This is a genomic window from Antarctobacter sediminis (genome assembly GCF_019218285.1).
Classification (GTDB): domain Bacteria; phylum Pseudomonadota; class Alphaproteobacteria; order Rhodobacterales; family Rhodobacteraceae; genus Antarctobacter; species Antarctobacter sediminis.
Genome location: NZ_JAHUZG010000001.1, coordinates 789,318 through 807,197 on the forward strand (window position 1 = coordinate 789,318; position 17,880 = coordinate 807,197).

At 61.4% G+C, this 17,880-nt stretch carries 16 protein-coding genes and 1 tRNA gene; 8 read left to right on the forward strand and 9 right to left on the reverse strand.

The features are described from left to right. Positions 1 to 71: 71 nt before the first annotated feature. From KJP30_RS03770 to KJP30_RS03780, 3 genes are read left to right on the forward strand one after another with little or no spacing between them, the layout of a single operon-like run. Entirely contained in the window at positions 72 to 716 is a 645-nt protein-coding gene (locus tag KJP30_RS03770) for a DsbA family oxidoreductase (RefSeq protein ID WP_218447662.1), read from the forward strand. Then, positions 713 to 1,072 carry a potassium channel family protein gene (locus tag KJP30_RS03775; protein ID WP_218447663.1) on the forward strand — a complete coding sequence of 120 codons (360 nt, stop codon included), beginning with the start codon at positions 713 to 715 and terminating at the stop codon, positions 1,070 to 1,072. The genes KJP30_RS03770 and KJP30_RS03775 overlap by 4 nt, the downstream gene beginning before the upstream one ends. Positions 1,073 to 1,132: 60 nt before the next feature. Then, positions 1,133 to 2,380, forward strand: coding sequence for a multidrug effflux MFS transporter (locus tag KJP30_RS03780; RefSeq protein ID WP_246594338.1), 1,248 nt, complete (start codon positions 1,133 to 1,135; stop codon positions 2,378 to 2,380). A 9-nt stretch (positions 2,381 to 2,389) separates the two neighbouring features. Here the strand turns inward: KJP30_RS03780 and KJP30_RS03785 are convergent, their stop codons facing one another. Further along, positions 2,390 to 3,934 (reverse strand): methyl-accepting chemotaxis protein, encoded by a 1,545-nt coding sequence (locus tag KJP30_RS03785; protein ID WP_246594339.1) that lies wholly within the window; start codon positions 3,932 to 3,934, stop codon positions 2,390 to 2,392. 235 nt (positions 3,935 to 4,169) lie between these two features. On the opposite strand from KJP30_RS03785, the gene KJP30_RS03790 reads away from it, so the two are divergent. Then, on the forward strand, positions 4,170 to 5,384 hold the full coding sequence (locus KJP30_RS03790; RefSeq protein ID WP_218447664.1) for an NADP-dependent isocitrate dehydrogenase: 1,215 nt from the start codon (positions 4,170 to 4,172) through the stop codon (positions 5,382 to 5,384). Between the two features lie 175 nt (positions 5,385 to 5,559). Beyond that, complete coding sequence (locus KJP30_RS03795) at positions 5,560 to 7,077, forward strand: peptidoglycan-binding protein (protein WP_218447665.1); 1,518 nt, start codon at positions 5,560 to 5,562, stop codon at positions 7,075 to 7,077. A 108-nt stretch (positions 7,078 to 7,185) separates the two neighbouring features. Here KJP30_RS03795 and KJP30_RS03800 read toward each other — a convergent pair whose 3' ends face one another. From KJP30_RS03800 to pdxH, 7 genes are all read right to left on the reverse strand, one after another. Next, on the reverse strand, positions 7,186 to 7,437 hold the full coding sequence (locus tag KJP30_RS03800) for an EF-hand domain-containing protein (RefSeq protein ID WP_218447666.1): 252 nt from the start codon (positions 7,435 to 7,437) through the stop codon (positions 7,186 to 7,188). Positions 7,438 to 7,902: 465 nt separating this feature from the next. Further along, positions 7,903 to 8,193 (reverse strand): hypothetical protein, encoded by a 291-nt coding sequence (locus tag KJP30_RS03805; RefSeq protein WP_218447667.1) that lies wholly within the window; start codon positions 8,191 to 8,193, stop codon positions 7,903 to 7,905. A 13-nt stretch (positions 8,194 to 8,206) separates the two neighbouring features. Then, positions 8,207 to 11,866: a vitamin B12-dependent ribonucleotide reductase gene (locus KJP30_RS03810; RefSeq protein ID WP_218447668.1), complete on the reverse strand. Its 3,660-nt coding sequence runs from the start codon at positions 11,864 to 11,866 to the stop codon at positions 8,207 to 8,209. Between the two features lie 647 nt (positions 11,867 to 12,513). Next, positions 12,514 to 12,590: transfer RNA gene (locus KJP30_RS03815), tRNA-Pro, on the reverse strand. Positions 12,591 to 12,651: 61 nt separating this feature from the next. Further along, positions 12,652 to 13,395 (reverse strand): DUF192 domain-containing protein, encoded by a 744-nt coding sequence (locus tag KJP30_RS25160; protein WP_321206948.1) that lies wholly within the window; start codon positions 13,393 to 13,395, stop codon positions 12,652 to 12,654. Then, complete coding sequence (locus tag KJP30_RS03825; RefSeq protein ID WP_218447669.1) at positions 13,371 to 13,883, reverse strand: cold-shock protein; 513 nt, start codon at positions 13,881 to 13,883, stop codon at positions 13,371 to 13,373. The genes KJP30_RS25160 and KJP30_RS03825 overlap by 25 nt, the downstream gene beginning before the upstream one ends. A gap of 178 nt (positions 13,884 to 14,061) precedes the next feature. Further along, entirely contained in the window at positions 14,062 to 14,667 is a 606-nt protein-coding gene (gene pdxH / locus KJP30_RS03830; protein WP_218447670.1) for a pyridoxamine 5'-phosphate oxidase, read from the reverse strand. 158 nt (positions 14,668 to 14,825) lie between these two features. On the opposite strand from pdxH, the gene fabI reads away from it, so the two are divergent. The 3 genes from fabI (at position 14,826) to gpt (ending at position 16,929) form a co-directional block, all read left to right on the forward strand. Then, positions 14,826 to 15,632, forward strand: coding sequence for an enoyl-ACP reductase FabI (fabI, locus tag KJP30_RS03835; RefSeq protein ID WP_218447671.1), 807 nt, complete (start codon positions 14,826 to 14,828; stop codon positions 15,630 to 15,632). Positions 15,633 to 15,739: 107 nt separating this feature from the next. Beyond that, positions 15,740 to 16,342: a LysE family translocator gene (locus tag KJP30_RS03840; protein ID WP_218447672.1), complete on the forward strand. Its 603-nt coding sequence runs from the start codon at positions 15,740 to 15,742 to the stop codon at positions 16,340 to 16,342. Positions 16,343 to 16,410: 68 nt separating this feature from the next. Continuing rightward, a complete protein-coding gene (gpt, locus tag KJP30_RS03845) occupies positions 16,411 to 16,929 on the forward strand; it encodes a xanthine phosphoribosyltransferase (protein WP_218447673.1) in 519 nt (172 codons plus the stop codon). Between the two features lie 62 nt (positions 16,930 to 16,991). Here the strand turns inward: gpt and KJP30_RS03850 are convergent, their stop codons facing one another. Then, on the reverse strand, positions 16,992 to 17,858 hold the full coding sequence (locus KJP30_RS03850; protein WP_218447674.1) for an SDR family oxidoreductase: 867 nt from the start codon (positions 17,856 to 17,858) through the stop codon (positions 16,992 to 16,994). Between the last annotated feature and the right edge of the window lie 22 nt (positions 17,859 to 17,880).

Sequence of the window (17,880 nt, forward strand, 5' to 3'; positions counted from 1 at the left end):
CGGGGCAGATTTGCCAAGACATTTCACCTCTGCCCGCCAACCGGTGTATTCAGGGCGCAAGGGAGAACTCCATGATCCAACTCGACATCTTTTCCGATCCGATCTGCCCTTGGTGCTATATCGGCAAGGCCTATCTTGACCGCGCGCTGGAGGCGAACCCGGACCATCCGTTCCAGATCCGCTGGCTGCCGTTCATGCTGAACCCGGACATGCCCGCCGCTGGCATGGATCGGCGCGAATACCTTGAAACCAAGTTCGGCGGCAAGGACGGCGCGGTCCGCGCCTATCTGCCGGTCGAGGAACACGCCAAAAAGGCGGGTTTGTCGATGAATCTCGACAAGATCACCAAGACCCCCAACACCATCGACGCCCATCGTTTGATCCACTGGGCCGGGATCGAAGGGCGGCAGACGCCCATCGTATCCAGCCTGTTCCGGGCCTATTTCATCGAAGGCCGTGACATTGGCGATGCCGAGGTTCTGGCCGACGTCGCCGACGGTTGCGGTCTGGATGCCAGCCTTGTCCTGCGTCTGCTGGCCTCGCAAGAGGACCGGCGCGAGATCGTCGAACGCGACGCCGCGGCGCGTGGCATGGGCGTGAACTCTGTCCCCACATTCATCGTGGCGGGCAAACATGCGGTTCCCGGGGCGCAGCCGCCCGAATTGTGGAGCCGGGTGATCGAGGAACTGCGCACCGGGGCCGACCCCGAGGCATGACCCGGCTGCGCCTTCTCACGCTGCTATTGACGCTGGTCCTGATCATCTTTGGCGGGACCGTCTTCTTTCGCCACGTTGAAGGCTGGTCCTGGCTCGATTCCTATTTCTTCACAGTCGTGACCCTGTCGACCGTGGGCTATGGCGAACTGGTGCCGCAGACGGCGATTGGCCGCATTGGCACCACGGTTTTCATCCTGCTGGGACTGGGCATTTTTGCGGTGGCCGTCCAACAATTCGGCGTCTTTGCCATGCGCAAGCGTGAAGAGCATACCGAATGGTTGATCGCGCGGCTGGGCCACGAGGACAAGACCGTACCCCCGGCCAATGAAGATGACCCGCCGGAAGGCAAAAGCTGATCTGTTCCTCGCCTAAAACGCGTGTTAAGGCCGGGCTTTGACATTACGCGAGGTCCCCCGATGCAGGCGCCCCAGGAAACCCCGGTTCACAGCGCGCCCACGGCGGAAATGCCCGGTCGGGTGGAATTGATCGCCCTCATGGCGATGCTGGCGGCGATCATCGCCTTTTCCATCGACGCCATGTTACCCGCCCTGCCCGCCATGGCGGCCGAGATGAGCCCCGACGCGCCGAACCGCGTGCAACTGGTGGTGACGATCTTTGTTTTGGGCATGGGCATCGGCACGCTGTTCACCGGCCCCCTGTCCGATTTCTTTGGCCGGAAACCGGTGGTTCTGGCCGGGACTGCACTGTATATCGCCGCCGCCGCACTGGCCGCGCAGGCCGAAAGCCTTGGCATGTTGTTGTTTGCGCGCCTGTTGCAGGGCCTTGGCGCCGCCGGTCCTCGCGTTGTGTCCATGGCGATTATCCGGGACTTGTTCGCCGGGCGGCAAATGGCGCAGATCATGTCTTTTGTCATGATGGTCTTTACGCTGGCCCCTGCCATCGCGCCGACCATCGGCGCGGCGATGGTTTCCTTCGCGGGATGGCATTCGATCTTTTGGGCCTTTGTCTTCTTTGCCGGCGTGCTCAGCCTTTGGTTGAGCGTTCGCCTGCCGGAAACCCTGCCACGCGGGGCGCGTCTTCCGTTCCGGACAGCCGACCTCTGGCAGGCGACGAAGGAAACCATGTCATACCCCGTGGTTCGCCTGTCGATCGCGGTTCAGAGCTGTGTCTTCGGCATGTTGTTCGCAACGATTTCCAGCGTGCAGCAGATCTATGAAATCAGCTTCGACAAGGGCGACTCCTTTCCCCTGTGGTTTGGTGTCGTCGCGATCCTGTCCGCCTCGGGCAGCGTTCTGAATGCCATGCTGGTGGTGCGCATTGGCATGCGCAGGCTGGTGTCGATCATGCTGGCGGTTCAGATCGTCCTCAGCGGCGGGCTCTTGTTGGTGCAACTGGCCGGTGTCAGCGGCGACGCGTTGTTCGTGATCTTTTTCATTTGGCAGTTCGGCGCCTTCTTTCAGGCGGGCATGACCATTGGCAATCTCAACGCCATGGCGATGGAACCGGTAGGCCATATCGCGGGCATGGCGGCCTCTGTCATTGGCTTCATCTCGACCGTGGCCGCCGTGGTGCTGGCCGTGCCCGTTGGGCTGATGTTCGATGGCACCGCACTGCCCTTGGCCATCGGCGTATTGGTCTTTGCCATCGCCGGTTTGCTGTTGATGCAGGCCATGCGCCGGGCCGAGTCCCGCATGGCACCGTAGCCGGATCGGTCAAACCTCTGCCATGCCGCGCATCAGGTCCTCTTCGGTGAATGTAAAGGCCTCGATATCGCAGGATAGTTTCTTGGAGGCGATGGTCATCCGGCGAGAGGTCGAAGCCAGTTGTCGCGACCGTTCAGACACGCGGCGGGTTTCGCCATCTGCCTGTTGAATCTGGTTGTGCAACCCGGTCATCGCCCCGGCCTGATCTGCGTTGCGGGTCGCAATGGCGTCGGTCATCTCGCTGGTTCGGGCGATGCGCTCCATGATCTCGTCAAGGCTGTTGCCCACTGCGTCCACCAGTTCAGCGCCGGTGGTGACCTGTTCAGAGCTTCGGGTGATAAGCGACCGGATGCCCGCCGCGGCTTCGGACGTGCTTTGGGCAAGGTGGCGCACCTCTGCCGCCACTACGGCGAACCCCTTGCCCGAGGGACCGGCCCGCGCGGCCTCGACCCCCGCATTCAGGGCCAGCAGGTTGGTCTGAAAGGCCACATCATCAATCAGATCCACGATCTGCGAAATCTCGCGTGAGCTGTCCTCGATCCCGCGCATCGCGGTGATGGCCTGTGTCGTGACGGTCCCGATGCGTTCGGCGCTTGCGCGTGCTTGTCCCGCCGCAGAGGCCGCCTGTTTCGCCTCTTGTACGGTCGCCTCAAAGGCCTGAAGCAACTGGGTTGCGGCCGTTGTCATCTCGGCCAGACGGTCGACCTGATTGCCCGATTGTCCCGAAAGCGCGATCATGTCCTGCGCCAACCCCTGCGCATCGGTGGTGAAACTGCCAGCCAATGCATTCGCACTGAGAAAGGAATCCCGCAGGGTTTCGACGGTGGTGTTGAAATCCTCGCGCATGATCTCATAGGCCTCGGGGAATGGCTGATCGATCCGGCAGGTCATGTCGCGCCCGCTAAGCCGGGTCAGCGCGACCCGCACCTGCGCGATCACTTCTTGCGCGACAATGTTGGACGCCTCGGCCTCGGCCTGCGCATCGGCGGCCATGCGACGTTCGGTTTCCAACCGGGCGTTGGTCTGGGCAAGGCGTTCGCGTGCCTTTTTCCGTTGGATCATCGACGTGGCCAGCACCCCGCCTTCCAACAGCACGACCGCAAGATGCAAAAGCCCGCGCAGCAGGATCGACCCGCCTTCTCCCACGGGCCAGACCAGCGCGGGCCAAACCGTCCCGACCCCGAACAGATGGACCGCCGTCAGCCCGCAGGCCCACGCAAGGACAGGAACGCTCCCCAGTGTCGAGACAACCGCCAACACGGCGAAAAAGATCAGATGCGTATCGGTTTGCCATGGATGCCCGGAAAATTCCGCAGTGACCACAACCGCTTGCAGGATCAGCATGGTTGCAATGCCGTAACCGCCCAGCACATGCCCGCCCCGTGTGGACAAGGCCGCGAGTATTGCCGCCACCGGCAACACATGAATCAACATCCCCGGCACCTGCCCCGATGACAGGATCACCAACCAGGCCAGCGGCACGACCAAAACGCTGACCACGACCGCGATCACCCGGCCATCCATGCGCCAAAGCTGGGAAAACAGGGTGTTCATTGTCGTCTACTCCACAGGGGGATGGGGGTCTTGGGCCGCATGTTTCCTGTAGCCAGCCCTACGCCGCGCCCCTTACCTGCGGATTAACGGCCCATTTTTAATGCCTAAAATCCATTCTCTCCGCGTCGCTTGGTCCCAGCGCCCCTATTATCGTATACATTTGCATACCGCATTTCCGCACTGCCGAAAAACCGCTATGAAGGAGCCGAGTCAGACAAGGCCGAAGGGGCGCATCATGACGAAGATCAAGGTCGACAACCCGATCGTCGAGATGGACGGGGACGAAATGACCCGCATCATGTGGGACTTCATCAAGCAAAAGCTGATCCTGCCGTATCTCGACATCGATCTGCTGTATTATGATCTGGGCATCGAGGAACGGGACCGGACCGAGGACCAGATCACGATCGACGCCGCCGAAAAGACCAAGGAGGTCGGCGTCGCCGTCAAATGCGCCACGATCACCCCGGACGAGGCGCGGGTCGAGGAATTTGGCCTGAAAAAGATGTGGCGCAGCCCCAATGGCACCATCCGCAACATCCTTGGCGGAGTCGTCTTTCGCCAGCCGATCATCTGCCGCAACGTGCCGCGCCTGGTCCCCGGTTGGACATCACCCATCGTTGTCGGACGCCATGCCTTTGGCGATCAGTATAAGGCCACGGATTTCACCTTTCCCGGCCCCGGCAAGCTGACGATGAAATTCGAAGGCGAAGATGGCACCGTGATTGAACGCGAGGTCTATGACGCGCCGTCAGCGGGTGTCTATCAGGCGATGTACAACCTCGATGCCTCGATCATCGATTTTGCCCGTGCCTCTTTGAACTACGGACTGAACCTTGGCTGGCCGGTCTACCTGTCGACCAAGAACACGATCCTCAAGGCCTATGACGGCCGTTTCAAGGATCTGTTCCAACAGGTCTTCGAGGAAGAGTTCGAGGAAAAATTCAAGGAAAAGGGCATCTGGTACGAACACCGGCTGATCGACGACATGGTGGCCTGCGCCATGAAGTGGAACGGCAAATTCGTCTGGGCTTGCAAGAACTACGACGGCGACGTTCAGTCCGACACGGTGGCACAGGGCTTTGGCTCGCTTGGTCTGATGACGTCGCAACTGATGACGCCAGACGGCAAGATCGTCGAGGCCGAAGCCGCCCATGGCACCGTGACCCGCCATTACCGCCAGCACCAGAAGGGCGAGTCGACCTCGACCAACTCGATCGCGTCGATCTATGCTTGGACCGGCGGGCTGAAGCACCGCGCCAAGCTGGATGACAATGCGCGTCTGCGTGAATTTGCGGAAACCCTGGAGCGGGTGATCGTGGAAACGGTGGAATCGGGCCATATGACCAAGGATCTTGCCTTGCTGGTCGGCCCGGATCAGGGATGGCTGACGACCATGGGCTTTCTAGAAAAGATCGACGAGAATCTGAACAAGGCCCTCGCAGGCTAAATGCCCTCACGGCGGGGCGCGCGGGCAGATCCCGCGCCCCTGCCCCTCTGACCGGCGACAAAAGGGTTGCATCGCTACCGCACCCCGGCCCCGGACGCCCCGGCGCGGCTTGGAAAACCTTTGCGACAGGCGCTATGTCTTGGGGTGCTGCCACGCGACAGGCCCGGAGATCCCTATGAAAGCTGCTCGTCTTCCCCGTTCCCTCCTGCCCGCGCTTCTTGCCTGCGCCTCACTTGCGCCGCTGGCGTCCGAGGCAGGTGAGATCGTTTCGACCCCGGGCACGCATTTCGATTGCGCCGCCACGCTGACCGGACCGATCGAACCCGGCGATCTGGCCAAGATTGCCGCGCTGGACACGCGCAGCTTTGCCGGGGGCGACCGGCCCTTGTGCCTGAACAGCCCCGGCGGAAGCTTTGTCGAGGCTCTGAAGATCGCCGATTACCTGAATGAACGCGGTGTGCCCACGGCGGTGGACGATGGCGCTGAATGTTACCAATCCTGCGCGCTTGTCCTTTTGGGTGGCAGCAGCCTGACCCACAGCCAAGGCACGGTGCCCAACAAGCGGATGCACCTGAACGCCAAACTGGCCTTTGGCAGCCCCAGTCTCGCCTTGGACGATCAGAGCTATACACCCGAACAGGTGGCCGCGGTCTATGGGTCGGCCTTGCAGGCAGCCAGCGAACTGACCGCACGGCTGGATGATTTCGACATGACAGCCGATTTCGCCGCGCAGGTTCTTGCGCTGACAGACAGCGACCTTCTGTTTGTCGACCGCGTGGATCAGGCCCGCGCGCTTGGCCTGAAGCTGGAAGGATTCGAAGCGCCAAGCAGCCTTGGTGACGAGATGGTCACCCGCGCCTGTATCGCGGAAAAAACCGCCTTCGATCCCGATGTCTCGGAACCCGGGCAATCGGTCTATGACCACCGGGTGCTGCGCGAACAGGGCGCAACCGCCCATCGCAAAGCCACCTACGTGGTCGAGGCCATCATCGACGGCGTGCCCTCATGGATCGGCTGTCAGGTCGAGTTGAACACCGGCGCGGGCGATACCTCGGCTGCGCTTCGGATGCGGATCAGCCCGGATTGGACTGCGGGCGGGAACCCGTCGCTTTTTGCGGTTCACAAAGCCCTGTTGCCGTCCGACTGGATCGACGTGCCTTTCCGCGATTTCTGGAAATTCATCCCCGAAAACCAGACACTGGCCGAAGCCCGCAAGATGACCGCCCCGGATGCCAGTTCGTCGATTATCGTGGCCCCCGTGCGGGACCTGCCCGCAACCACACGCGGCACCGAGGACGTGCTGGCGCTTCTGTTCGACGACCGCAAGGAGATCCAGAACCGTCTGACGCTGCTGGGCTTTGACACCAATGGAGCGGACGGCATTTTTGGCCCCGGGACACGCAACGCGCTGCGCGACTGGCAACGCAGCAACGGGTTTCAGCCCACCGGCTTCCTTGATGCCGCGCAGCGTGACGCGCTCTTCCTGCAAAGCGAATCGCAATACCTTGTTTTTGCAGAAGAAGAACGCCAGAGGGATTTGGAGGACCAGCAGCTGCGCAACGCGCCTGCGCCTGTCTTCAATCCGCCGCCCGCCGCGAACACACCCGCGCCCGAACCGCAGGGCCAGCGCGTGCGGGTCTGCCAGCGCACCATCTTTGGCGAATTGGTCAACTGCCGGATTGAATTCCGCTGAACGAAAGAAAGGCGGCGGACCCTTGGGCCCGCCGCCGTTTTTGATGTCAGGGCCTGCGCGCGCCGCATCCATCCCCAACAGATGCGGCGCACAGCTGCCCCTCCCGGATCAGCTTTCGTCAGCCGGGATGACACCGGCGGTCCGCGCCGCCTCCAGTTCCTCTGCGCTCAGCAGGCCGTCACCATCGGCATCTGCGCCGGTGAAGTCGTCCTGCGAAACGTCCGGGTACATGGCCTGGACCTCTTCCAGCGACACCAGCCCGTCTCCGTCCATGTCGAGCTTTGCGCCCTCCATGTCCTGAGCAAAGGCAGGCAGGCTGAAAGCGGTCAGCGCGGCGATGGTGGTCAGGGTCGTTTTCATAGTCTTTCCTCCGTGAGTGGTGGTTGGAAGTGAGGGATACATGACGTTCCCCCGACCGGGTTGCGAGAGCCATCGACGCCAGCGGCGAAAACGGGCGGCGGGTCGCCAGAAATGCCCTGTCGCATAGGCGGACCAAAGCCGCCCCAAGACCACGCGCGACAAGCCGCGGATCAACACAACCACAACTGGCAACGCCCCGCCTAAGCGGATCGAAAATTTACATGAGCGGGAACCCACACATCCCTGATTTAGAATAGAAAAAAGGCGTTCCTTGGGGAAGGAACGCCTCTAGTTTCGCGAACAAGGCTCGTCTATTTCACCGCCCGAGTTTTTTGCCTGCGGCCTTGTCAGCGTCTGGGGCCAGCGCACCGGCCCCGGAACGGATGGCGGGACGGGACTCCCTAACCACCCAAACCATGCGGGGCCAAAGGCAACTGGCCCCACATCACCCCCCTAGGGTGTCTCTTATGCCCGTTTCCGATCCACGAGGGGCAACTCCCCGACGGTTCGGAAATGGGCCATTCCGGTCATCATGTCGAAGCGGTCCACCACCAGATCAAACCCGCTTCCGTCATGGGCAACGGCGCGCAGGGGCGCCTTGCCGCGCATGGCTGTTCCGATGAACCGCGCCGGCATCGCGAAGGACCCGGTTCCGCGGTGACCCCGGACACCCGGGATCACACTGACGGTGAGGGTCATGGGATCACTCAGCAAGCCATCCCATTCGAGCACGCAGTCCACCTCCAACGTGGCCATGGCCCGTCAGTCCTCAGCTACAACCCGAGGTCGCGCCGCAGGTGTTGCACTTCATGCAGGTGCCGTTGCGCACCAGCGTGTAGTTGCCGCATTCGCCGCAGGCTTCGCCTTCGTAGCCCTGCATCTTGGCCTTGGTCACCGCGGTCATCGCCATGGCCGACGCCGAGCCCCCGCCCGATTTCGGACCGGCGGCCGTTGCGGGCACCAGCGTGCGCAGCACCTGATCCGGATCGGTCCCGGCTTCCAGCGCGACAGTGGCCTGACCGCCCTGCAAGACCACCAGTTCCTGCGGCAGACGCTTGCGCAGGTAGCCGGTCGAACTGATCTGTTTCAGCACTTCGAGGCTGCGCGATGCGGCGGTTTCCGACAGTTCCTTGACGTTGCTCACGCCTTCTTCCTCGCCGCGGCCCAGATCGTCAAAGGTGGCCCCTTCGGGTTTCACATGGGCAAGGTCGGTGCGGTCCAGATAGGACACGGCCAGTTCGCGGAAGATATAGTCGAGGATCGAGGTCGCATTCTTGATGCTGTCATTGCCCTGCACCATGCCCGCCGGTTCGAACTTGGTGAAGGTGAAGGCATCGACGAACTCTTCCAGCGGCACGCCATATTGCAGACCGACCGAGACAGCGATGGCAAAGTTGTTCATCATCGCACGGAAGCCAGCGCCTTCCTTGTGCATGTCGATGAAGATCTCGCCAAGCGCGCCATCCTCGTATTCACCGGTCCGCAGGTACACCTTGTGGCCACCGACGATCGCCTTCTGGGTATAGCCCTTGCGGCGTTCCGGCATCTTGGTGCGTCCGGCGCGGATAACTTCCTTGATGACCACCTTTTCGACGATCTTCTCGGCCAGCACCTCGGCTTTTTCCTGCGGTGTACCGGTTTCCAGGATCTCGGCGGCCTCGTCGTCATCTTCGACCAGTGCGGCGGCCAGCGGTTGCGACAGTTTGGAACCGTCACGATACAGCGCGTTGGCCTTTACCCCCAGCGACCAGGACAGCTCATAGGCCTTCTGGCAATCTTCGATGGTGGCATCGTTGGGCATGTTGATCGTCTTCGAGATCGCGCCCGAGATGAACGATTGCGCCGCAGCCATCATGGTGATGTGGCTTTGGACCGACAAGAAGCGCTTGCCCTTCTTGCCGCAGGGGTTGGCGCAGTCAAAGACCTTGAGGTGTTCTTCCTTCAGGTGCGGCGCACCTTCGAGGGTCATGGTCCCGCAGACATGGTCATTTGCAGCCTCGACCTCTGCCTTGGTAAAGCCAAGGTGGCGCAGCAGGTCAAAGCTGGGATCGGTCAGTTTCTCGGCGGGAATGCCCAGAACGTCGCGGCAGAATTCTTCGCCCAGCGTCCACTGGTTAAAGACAAAGCGGATGTCAAAGGCCGAGGCCAGCGCGCTTTCCACCTTTTCGATCTGTGCCGGACCAAAACCATGGCCGATCAGCGCGGTATGGTTGATGCCCGGCGCATTGCCCAGCGTCTGATGACCCACCGCATAAGAGATGATCTCTTCGATCTGGCTCGAGGTATAGCCGAGGTTTTCCAGCGCCGCAGGCACCGACCGGTTGATGATCTTGAAATAGCCACCGCCTGCGAGCTTCTTGAACTTCACCAAGGCAAAGTCCGGTTCGATCCCGGTGGTGTCGCAATCCATGACCAGACCGATGGTGCCGGTCGGCGCGATGACCGAAACCTGCGCATTGCGGTAGCCGTGTTTTTCCCCAAGGCTGTAGGCTTCGTCCCATGCCGACATGGAAAGATGCACCAGCGCCTCGTCCGGGCAGTTCGCGAGGTCCAGCGGAACCGGCTTGACGGCCAGTTTGTGATAGCCTTCCGACGCGCCATACGCGGCGTTGCGGTGGTTCTGGATCACCCGCAGCATGTGCTCGCGGTTACGTTCATAGCCCGCAAAGGCACCCAGTTCGCCAGCGATCTCCGCCGAGGTTGCGTAGGCCGTACCGGTCATGATCGCGGTCAGCGCACCGCAAAGCGCGCGGCCTTCGTCCGAGTCATAGCCATAGCCCATGTTCATCAGCAGCCCGCCGATATTGGCGTAGCCAAGACCCAGCGTGCGGAAATCATAGCTGAGCTGCGCGATTTCCTTGGACGGGAACTGCGCCATGGTCACCGAGATCTCAAGCGTCAGCGTCCACAGACGTGTGGCGTGGATATAGCTCTCGGCGTCGAAACGACCGTCCTTGAGGAAGGTCAGCAGGTTCATCGAGGCCAGGTTGCAGGCCGTATCGTCGAGGAACATGTACTCGGAACAGGGGTTCGAGCCGCGGATCGCGCCGTCTTCGGGGCAAGTGTGCCACGCGTTGACGGTATCGTGGAACTGGATACCCGGATCGGCACAGGCCCATGCCGCGTGGCCCACCTGTTCCCAAAGGTCGCGCGCCTTGATCACCTTGGCCACTTCGCCGTCGGTGCGGCGGATCAATTCCCAATCCTTGTCTTCCTTGACGGCCTTCAGGAAGGCGTCGGTGACGCGGATCGAGTTGTTGGAATTCTGGCCCGAGACCGACGCGTAGGCTTCGCTGTCCCAATCCGTGTCATAGGTCGGGAATTCAATCGAGGCATAGCCCTGACGAGCATAATCCAGAACGCGTTTGATATAGGTCTCGGGGATCATGGCGCCCTTGGCTGCTCGGATGGCCGCCTTCAGGGTCTCGTTCTTCTTGGGCTCATATGCGTCCGCTTCATCGCCGTCCCAGACACGGATTGCCTCGAAGATACCGTTCAGCATCTTCTCGTGCATCTTCGAGCCGGCGACGATGGACGCCACCTTTTGCTCTTCCTTCACCTTCCAGTTGATGAATTCTTCGATGTCCGGGTGATCGGCGTCGCAAATCACCATCTTCGCTGCTCGACGGGTCGTCCCGCCCGACTTGATCGCACCGGCGGCGCGATCACCAATCTTCAGGAACCCCATCAGGCCCGAGGACTTGCCTCCACCTGACAGGGCCTCTCCTTCGGCACGCAGGGAGGAGAAATTCGTGCCGGTGCCGGAGCCGTATTTGAACAGGCGCGCCTCGCGCACCCACAGATCCATGATACCGCCTTCGTTCACAAGGTCATCGCTGACCGACTGGATAAAGCAGGCATGAGGCTGCGGATGCTCATAGGCTGATTTCGATTTGACCAGTTTGCCGGTCTTGTAATCGACATAGAAATGGCCCTGACCGGGGCCGTCGATGCCATAGGCCCAGTGCAGGCCCGTGTTGAACCACTGGGGGCTGTTCGGGGCGGCCATCTGGGTGGCCAGCATCACGCGCATTTCGTCGAAATAGGCGCGGGCATCTTCTTCGGTGGTGAAATAGCCACCTTTCCAACCCCAATAGGTCCAGGCGCCGGCCAGACGGTCAAAGACTTGGCGCGCGCTGGTTTCACCCGTCTTGGGAGTGTCCTTGGAGGCCGGGACCGACCGCCACAGGAACTCGGGCACACCTTCTTCGCGGACGCGCTTCAGTTCGGTCGGGACGCCGGCCTTGCGGAAGTATTTCTGCGCGATGACATCGCTGGCCACCTGGCTCCAGCCTGCCGGCACTTCGAGAGCGTCGAGTGCAAAGACCGTGGTGCCATCCGGGTTGCGGATCTCGGATTTGGTCGTGACGAAGTCGATATCCGCGTAGGCGTCCTGACCTGCCTTGGTGAATTTTCTTTCGATTTTCATCGCTGCTGCCCCTGAGCGTGTCCCGTGTCTCGTGCCGGCGGGATGACAAGGGTGAAACGTGCCCTGACCCCGCGGTTGCCACGCGGGCCGAGGCGCGACGCCTCGATTGTGTCTTTGATGAGCTTGTCTGTCCCTTGCCGCCGTCCACTATATGTTGTGGGCTTCCCGACCGGCCTCCACAAAATGGCCTTGGGGCGGCGCAGTCGTCAACGGCTTTTTTTACGAAATATACATATATTTGGTGTTGACCGGGAGGGGTGGCACAAGGGGCGGTAGGCATCCCCCGATTCAACAACAGGCTGTTAATAAATCAGGTTGAACAAAAGCCCAATAAAACTTGGCGCGGCATGTACTTGCACACAGAACCCTGTGGACAAGCGCTCGATTTGCCCTGTGGGCGATTAATTTCCCTTAATCTTCGTGAACACGGCCGATGTTGCGTTTGGATCACGCGCAACCCTGTCCCTCGCAGCGGTTTTGCGCCTCCACACCAGATCTAGTGGCCCTGCCGATTCTCCCGGTATCGCCCGCTGACCCCATATCTTGTCCCTGCCCGCCCCTTCGCAGACCCGGGCTCCGACCGGACACGACGAAAAAGGCCGCCCCAAATGGTGCGGCCCTGCGGATCTATCAACCCTGTGGTGAAATGGTCGGGGCGGCGAGATTCGAACTCACGACCTTCTGTACCCAAAACAGACGCGCTACCAGGCTGCGCCACGCCCCGACTCTCAGGCTTTGTGCGGTCTATCCGCAGGAAGCGAGGTTGAAAAGCCCCTTTTCGCGGATCAGCACGGCCAAGCTGCGCGGCGGATCATCGGATGGCGCATTTCCGCCCCCTCGCCGATCCCCAGCATCTTGGCGTAGCCACCGTTGATTTCCAGAACGAATTGCACCTGGTCCCCGCCGGGGATCGAGGTTTCGTCATGCGGCTTGGCGTTGCTGTGCACATGCACCACCACACCGCGGCTGTCTGCAAAAATGATGTCCAGCGGAATAAATGTATTCTTCATCCAGAAAGCCACCGGTTGCGGCGCCGGGTAGACAAAGAGCATTCCCTTGCTGGGCGGCATGGATTTGACGTTCATCAGCCCCTGCGCCCGGTCATCGGGTGTCGAGGCCACATCCACCGTGAACCGCATCGGCGCATGGCCGCCACGGATATACAGGGTATCCGCGCGACAGGCGCCGATCTTGTTGTCGGGATCATCGGAAACCTGCGGTCCGGCATCGGCCAGCGGTTCATCGCCAATCGGAAGGATCGGATCAATCGCCGGGGGTTTTTCCGCCGGAGGCTCGTCATCGGCCTTGGCCACCGGTTCCTCTTCGATCGGAGCATCTGGATCCCGGTCTTGTGCCACCGGGGTTGCCGGATCCGGGGATTCGGCCTCGGGTGGCTGTGTGGCCGGGACCTGCGCCGACGGGGGCGGCGCGGCTTCCTGTTCCAGAATGACAGAGCCACCGTCCTGGCTCCAGACCGGCCACGCAACCAGCGTGGCAAAGACACTCAACGCGACAAGGCGTTTTCCCATGCGTTCACTTCCATCGCCATGCGTCCTCGCTTGCCCTCGACCACGCGAATTGCCAAGGCTTCGCCCGGCTGCAAATCCGCGAGACCCGAGCGGCGCAGGACCTCGATATGAATGAACACATCTTCGGGTTTTCCGAACACATTTGCAAACCCGAAACCCTTGGCCTTGTCGAACCATTTGACCCGCGCAGGTTCCAGCGGGGCCTGCGCCATGACTTCGGGATCGAGTTGTTCGAAATCGGCCAGCGGCGCGCACTCCGGAGTCTCGGGCGGTTCGATCGTCAGAACCTGAGTCGCCTGTACGCCGCGATCCGTCCGCTGCACCGCGATTTCGATCCGCGCGCCATCGGCGACCGAGCTTTGTCCGAAATTCCGCAAGACATTTGCATGCAGAAGGATGTCCGGTCCGCCATCGTCCGAGATCACAAAGCCGAAGCCCTTGACCGGATCAAACCATTTCACCCGGCCAGAGACAGCCGTCTGTTCCATTTCCTCTCGAGTCAACTGCGCTTCCAACTGTACCAACTTTATCCCCACTCAGAGTCTTGGAACAAAGCTTGCCCACAGCGCAAGACTGCGCGAATGCCCTATTTTGTGTCAGCATGGTTAAGACATTCGAATGAATACCGTTCATGTAACGTGAAATTACAAAGTAAATTCAGTCACTTCACGGGTTCAATCGCGTCACATCCCAAGGCGCCGATATATCCTTTCGGACCCAGCGAAACCGGTCGTGCAGGCGGAATGCACCGTCTGCCCAGAACTCGATTTCGACCGGGCGGATGCGGTATCCGCCCCAGAACGGCGGGCGCGGCGGGTTGGTTCCATGCCGCGCCGTGACCTTCGCCACCTCGGCCATGAGGGCCGCGCGACTGTCCAACGGACGGCTCTGCGCGCTGGCCCATGCGCCCAACCGGCTCTTGATCGAACGCGAGGCGTAGTAGTCATCTGCCTGCTGCCCCTCTTCGCGTTCGATCAGCCCGCGCACGCGGATCTGACGTCGCAGAGACTTCCAGTGCATGACAAAGGCCGCCTTGCCCGCCTGATCCAGTTCCCCGGCCTTGGCGCTTTCGTAATTCGTGTAAAAGACAAATGCGTCGTCCTCGATGTCCTTGAGCAGGACCATCCGTGCATTGGGCAAGCCGTCGGCGTCCACCGTCGACAGGGCAATGGCATTGGGATCGTTCAGTTCCTTGTCTTCAGCCTCGGCCAGCCAAGTGCGGGCAAGGACAAAGGGGTCCTCCCCGGCGAAGATTCCGCTACGGTCGCTCATCTGAATGCTCTCCTGCTCTGTGATCCGGCCCGGACGGGCGGGACATTGGCCTGTGTCACCCGGGATGCAAGCCCCGTTTTGCGCACAAGGCAGGCTTGATGGTCCCGGGCCGATCCCCTAAAGGTCGCTGCAACATGGATCTGGCGGAAAGGGCTCACATGTCAAACCAGTTGATGGCGGGAAAACGCGGCCTGATCATGGGACTGGCCAATGACAAGTCGATTGCCTGGGGCATCGCCAAGGCCTGCGCGGACGCAGGCGCGGAACTGGCCTTTTCCTACCAGGGCGACGCACTGAAGAAACGGGTCGATCCTCTGGCCGGCCAGCTTGGGTCGGATATCGTCCTGCCCTGCGACGTCAGCGACGAGGCCTCGGTCGACGGTCTGTTCGACGCGCTGAAGGAAAAATGGGACACCCTCGACTTTATCGTTCACGCGATCGGCTTTTCGGACAAGAACGAACTGCGCGGTCGCTATGTCGACACGTCCAAGTCGAACTTTACCATGACGATGGATATTTCGGTCTACAGCTTCACCAGCGTGATGCAGCGCGCCGAGAAGATGATGAAGAACGGCGGCAGCGCGGTGACGCTGACCTACTACGGTGCCGAACGCATCATGCCGCATTACAATGTCATGGGCGTGGCCAAGGCAGCCCTTGAGGCAAGCGTGCGCTATCTGGCCGAGGATCTTGGCAAGGACGGCATCCGCGTCAACGCGATCAGCGCCGGGCCGATCAAGACACTTGCCGCCAGCGGTATTGGCGATTTCCGCTACATCATGAAGTGGAACGAATACAACTCGCCGCTGCGCCGCAACGTGACCATTCAGGACGTGGGCAATTCCGCGCTTTACCTCCTGTCGGATCTTGGCGCAGGCGTCACCGGCGAAACCCATCATGTGGACGCGGGCTATCATGTCGTCGGCATGAAGGCCGTGGATGCGCCGGATATGTCCAAGGGCTGACATCGCCCCGAAATCGAACAAGACACGCCCCGGACCATCTGTCCGGGGCGTTTTCGTTTGACACGGCCCCCGCCATAGCGCTGCTGTCAGGAGCGAAAGGAACCAAGATGACCTGGACTCACCTACTGGCCTTCAACCTCACGCTGTTGGCCGCCATGGCCGCACCCGGCCCGGCGCTGCTTTATGCGTTGCGACAGTCGATTGCCGGCGGTTTCCGGGTTGGTGTGGCCACGGGCGCGGGACTTGGGCTGATGGCGGCAACATGGACCGGCGCGGCGCTCTTGGGGCTTGAGGTGTTGTTCACGCTTTTTCCTTTTGCCTACGGCGCGATGAAACTGGCCGGGGCGTTTTACCTGTTGTGGATCGCGTATGGATTGTGGCGGGACGCGCGCAAACCTGTCACGGACAGCGCCCACCCCGGCGCGCGGGCCTTTCTGGGCGGCCTCTTGGTCAATCTTCTGAATCCGAAGTCCGTGCTTTTTGCCGCCTCGGTGCTTGTGGTGATTTTTCCCGCGGGCATGACTGTGACCCAAAAAGCCTTGGTCGTCGGCAATCACCTTGTCGTCGAACTGGCGGTCTACAGCCTCTTTGCACTGCTTTTGTCGACGCCTCCGGCGCGCGCCGGATACCTGCGGGCAAAACCGGTGATTGACCGGGTCGCCTCGGCCATTCTGGCGGCGCTTGGCCTGCGCTTGCTGCTTTCGCGGTAAGGAGACTTGCCCGCAGGCCAAACGCTGGCGTATAGGCTCAGCCCACATTGCCTGCCGAGGAGACTGCCATGGACAACCGCCTGCCGCATGAAAAAGGCTTTCACGTCAGCTGGGATCAGCTGCATCGCGACGCACGGGCGCTGGCCTGGCGGTTGCAGGGTCAAGGCCCGGACAACGGATACTGGAAGGCGGTTGTCGCCATCACGCGCGGCGGCATGGCACCGGCGATGATCGTGGCCCGCGAATTGGACATTCGCACCGTCGATACGATCAGTGTGAAAAGCTACCACTCGGGCGGCGGCAAGGCCGACCAGCGGCGCGAGGCACAGGTCCTGAAATCGCCCGATGCCGCATTGGTGGGCGATGGCGAAGGCATCCTGATCATTGATGACCTCGTGGACAGCGGCAAGACGCTGGAACTGGTCCGCAGCCTTTATCCCAAGGCGCATGTGGCCACCGTCTATGCCAAACCGCAGGGCCGTCCGCAGGTCGATACCTTCATCACCGAAGTCAGCCAGGACACCTGGATTTTCTTCCCGTGGGACATGGCGCTGCAATACGTCAAACCCTATCGCGGCGACGATTGATCGCCTGATTGATCGCCTGTCAGGACGAGGCGCGTGGCGCGCCTCGCCCCGTGCGTAATGGCTCAGGCAAGCGCCTCGTTCAGCGTGTCCTGCCACGCTGTGATCGGACGTCCGATCAGACGGCCAAGCGTGCCGTCGTCGCTGTCCAGTCCACCTACCGACGCACCGCGATCGCTTTCCGACAACAGTTTCGCCAGCCCTTCGGGCAGGCCCGCGCCCAAAAGGGTCTCTTTGAACTTGGCTTCGGTCATGTTCACATAAGGAATGTCCTTGCCCGTGAGGCGAGACAGTTCTGCTGCGAACTCGGTCAGCGTATAGCCTGTGTCCCCGGCCAGCTCGTAGATCGTCCCGCTTGCTGGCAGATCCCCCATCAGTACGGCGGCGGCAGCTTCGGCATAGTCCTTGCGGGCGGCGCTTGCGATCCGTCCGTCCCCGGCGGCCCCGATAAAGGCACCGTTTTCAATCGCGGGCGCGGCGCTCATCGCGTAGTTTTCCGTGTACCAGCCATTGCGCAGCACCGCGTAATGCAGGCCCGAGGCAGCAAGATCATCCTCCGTTTCGATATGTTCCGCAGGCAGATCCCCCAGCGGTGACTCCTTGGCGCGGAGCAGCGAGGTATAAGCGATGAAATCCACGCCCGCAGCCTTGGCAGCCTCGATCACGTTGCGGTGCTGCGGCGCACGTTGTCCGACCTCGGAAGAGGACACCAACAACAGTCTTTCAACACCGGTAAAGGCGGCGCGCAGTGCCTCGGTCGCGTCATAGCTGGCCACGCGCACGGCAACGCCGCGCGCTTCCAGCGCCGACGCGGCCTCCGGTCGGCGCACCAATGCGCCGATGGTTTCCGGCGCTTCGGTTTTCAGCAGCCTGTCGATGACCTGTGCGCCAAGTTGGCCAGAGGCGCCGGTGACGAGATACTTGAGGGACATGGTATTTCCTTTTCACTGGATC

What these genes read in the sequence shown, in the direction of transcription:
- KJP30_RS03825 (WP_218447669.1), bottom strand. Translation starts at nt 13,883, where the DNA reads ATGGAACAGACGGCTGTCTCTGGCCGGGTGAAATGGTTTGATCCGGTC.
- KJP30_RS03770 (WP_218447662.1), top strand. Translation starts at nt 72, where the DNA reads ATGATCCAACTCGACATCTTTTCCGATCCGATCTGCCCTTGGTGCTAT.
- fabI (WP_218447671.1), top strand. Translation starts at nt 14,826, where the DNA reads ATGTCAAACCAGTTGATGGCGGGAAAACGCGGCCTGATCATGGGACTG.
- KJP30_RS03850 (WP_218447674.1), bottom strand. Translation starts at nt 17,858, where the DNA reads ATGTCCCTCAAGTATCTCGTCACCGGCGCCTCTGGCCAACTTGGCGCA.
- KJP30_RS03810 (WP_218447668.1), bottom strand. Translation starts at nt 11,866, where the DNA reads ATGAAAATCGAAAGAAAATTCACCAAGGCAGGTCAGGACGCCTACGCG.
- KJP30_RS03785 (WP_246594339.1), bottom strand. Translation starts at nt 3,934, where the DNA reads ATGAACACCCTGTTTTCCCAGCTTTGGCGCATGGATGGCCGGGTGATC.
- KJP30_RS03790 (WP_218447664.1), top strand. Translation starts at nt 4,170, where the DNA reads ATGACGAAGATCAAGGTCGACAACCCGATCGTCGAGATGGACGGGGAC.
- KJP30_RS25160 (WP_321206948.1), bottom strand. Translation starts at nt 13,395, where the DNA reads ATGGGAAAACGCCTTGTCGCGTTGAGTGTCTTTGCCACGCTGGTTGCG.
- gpt (WP_218447673.1), top strand. Translation starts at nt 16,411, where the DNA reads ATGGACAACCGCCTGCCGCATGAAAAAGGCTTTCACGTCAGCTGGGAT.
- KJP30_RS03780 (WP_246594338.1), top strand. Translation starts at nt 1,133, where the DNA reads ATGCAGGCGCCCCAGGAAACCCCGGTTCACAGCGCGCCCACGGCGGAA.
- KJP30_RS03800 (WP_218447666.1), bottom strand. Translation starts at nt 7,437, where the DNA reads ATGAAAACGACCCTGACCACCATCGCCGCGCTGACCGCTTTCAGCCTG.
- KJP30_RS03805 (WP_218447667.1), bottom strand. Translation starts at nt 8,193, where the DNA reads ATGGCCACGTTGGAGGTGGACTGCGTGCTCGAATGGGATGGCTTGCTG.
- pdxH (WP_218447670.1), bottom strand. Translation starts at nt 14,667, where the DNA reads ATGAGCGACCGTAGCGGAATCTTCGCCGGGGAGGACCCCTTTGTCCTT.
- KJP30_RS03840 (WP_218447672.1), top strand. Translation starts at nt 15,740, where the DNA reads ATGACCTGGACTCACCTACTGGCCTTCAACCTCACGCTGTTGGCCGCC.
- KJP30_RS03795 (WP_218447665.1), top strand. Translation starts at nt 5,560, where the DNA reads ATGAAAGCTGCTCGTCTTCCCCGTTCCCTCCTGCCCGCGCTTCTTGCC.
- KJP30_RS03775 (WP_218447663.1), top strand. Translation starts at nt 713, where the DNA reads ATGACCCGGCTGCGCCTTCTCACGCTGCTATTGACGCTGGTCCTGATC.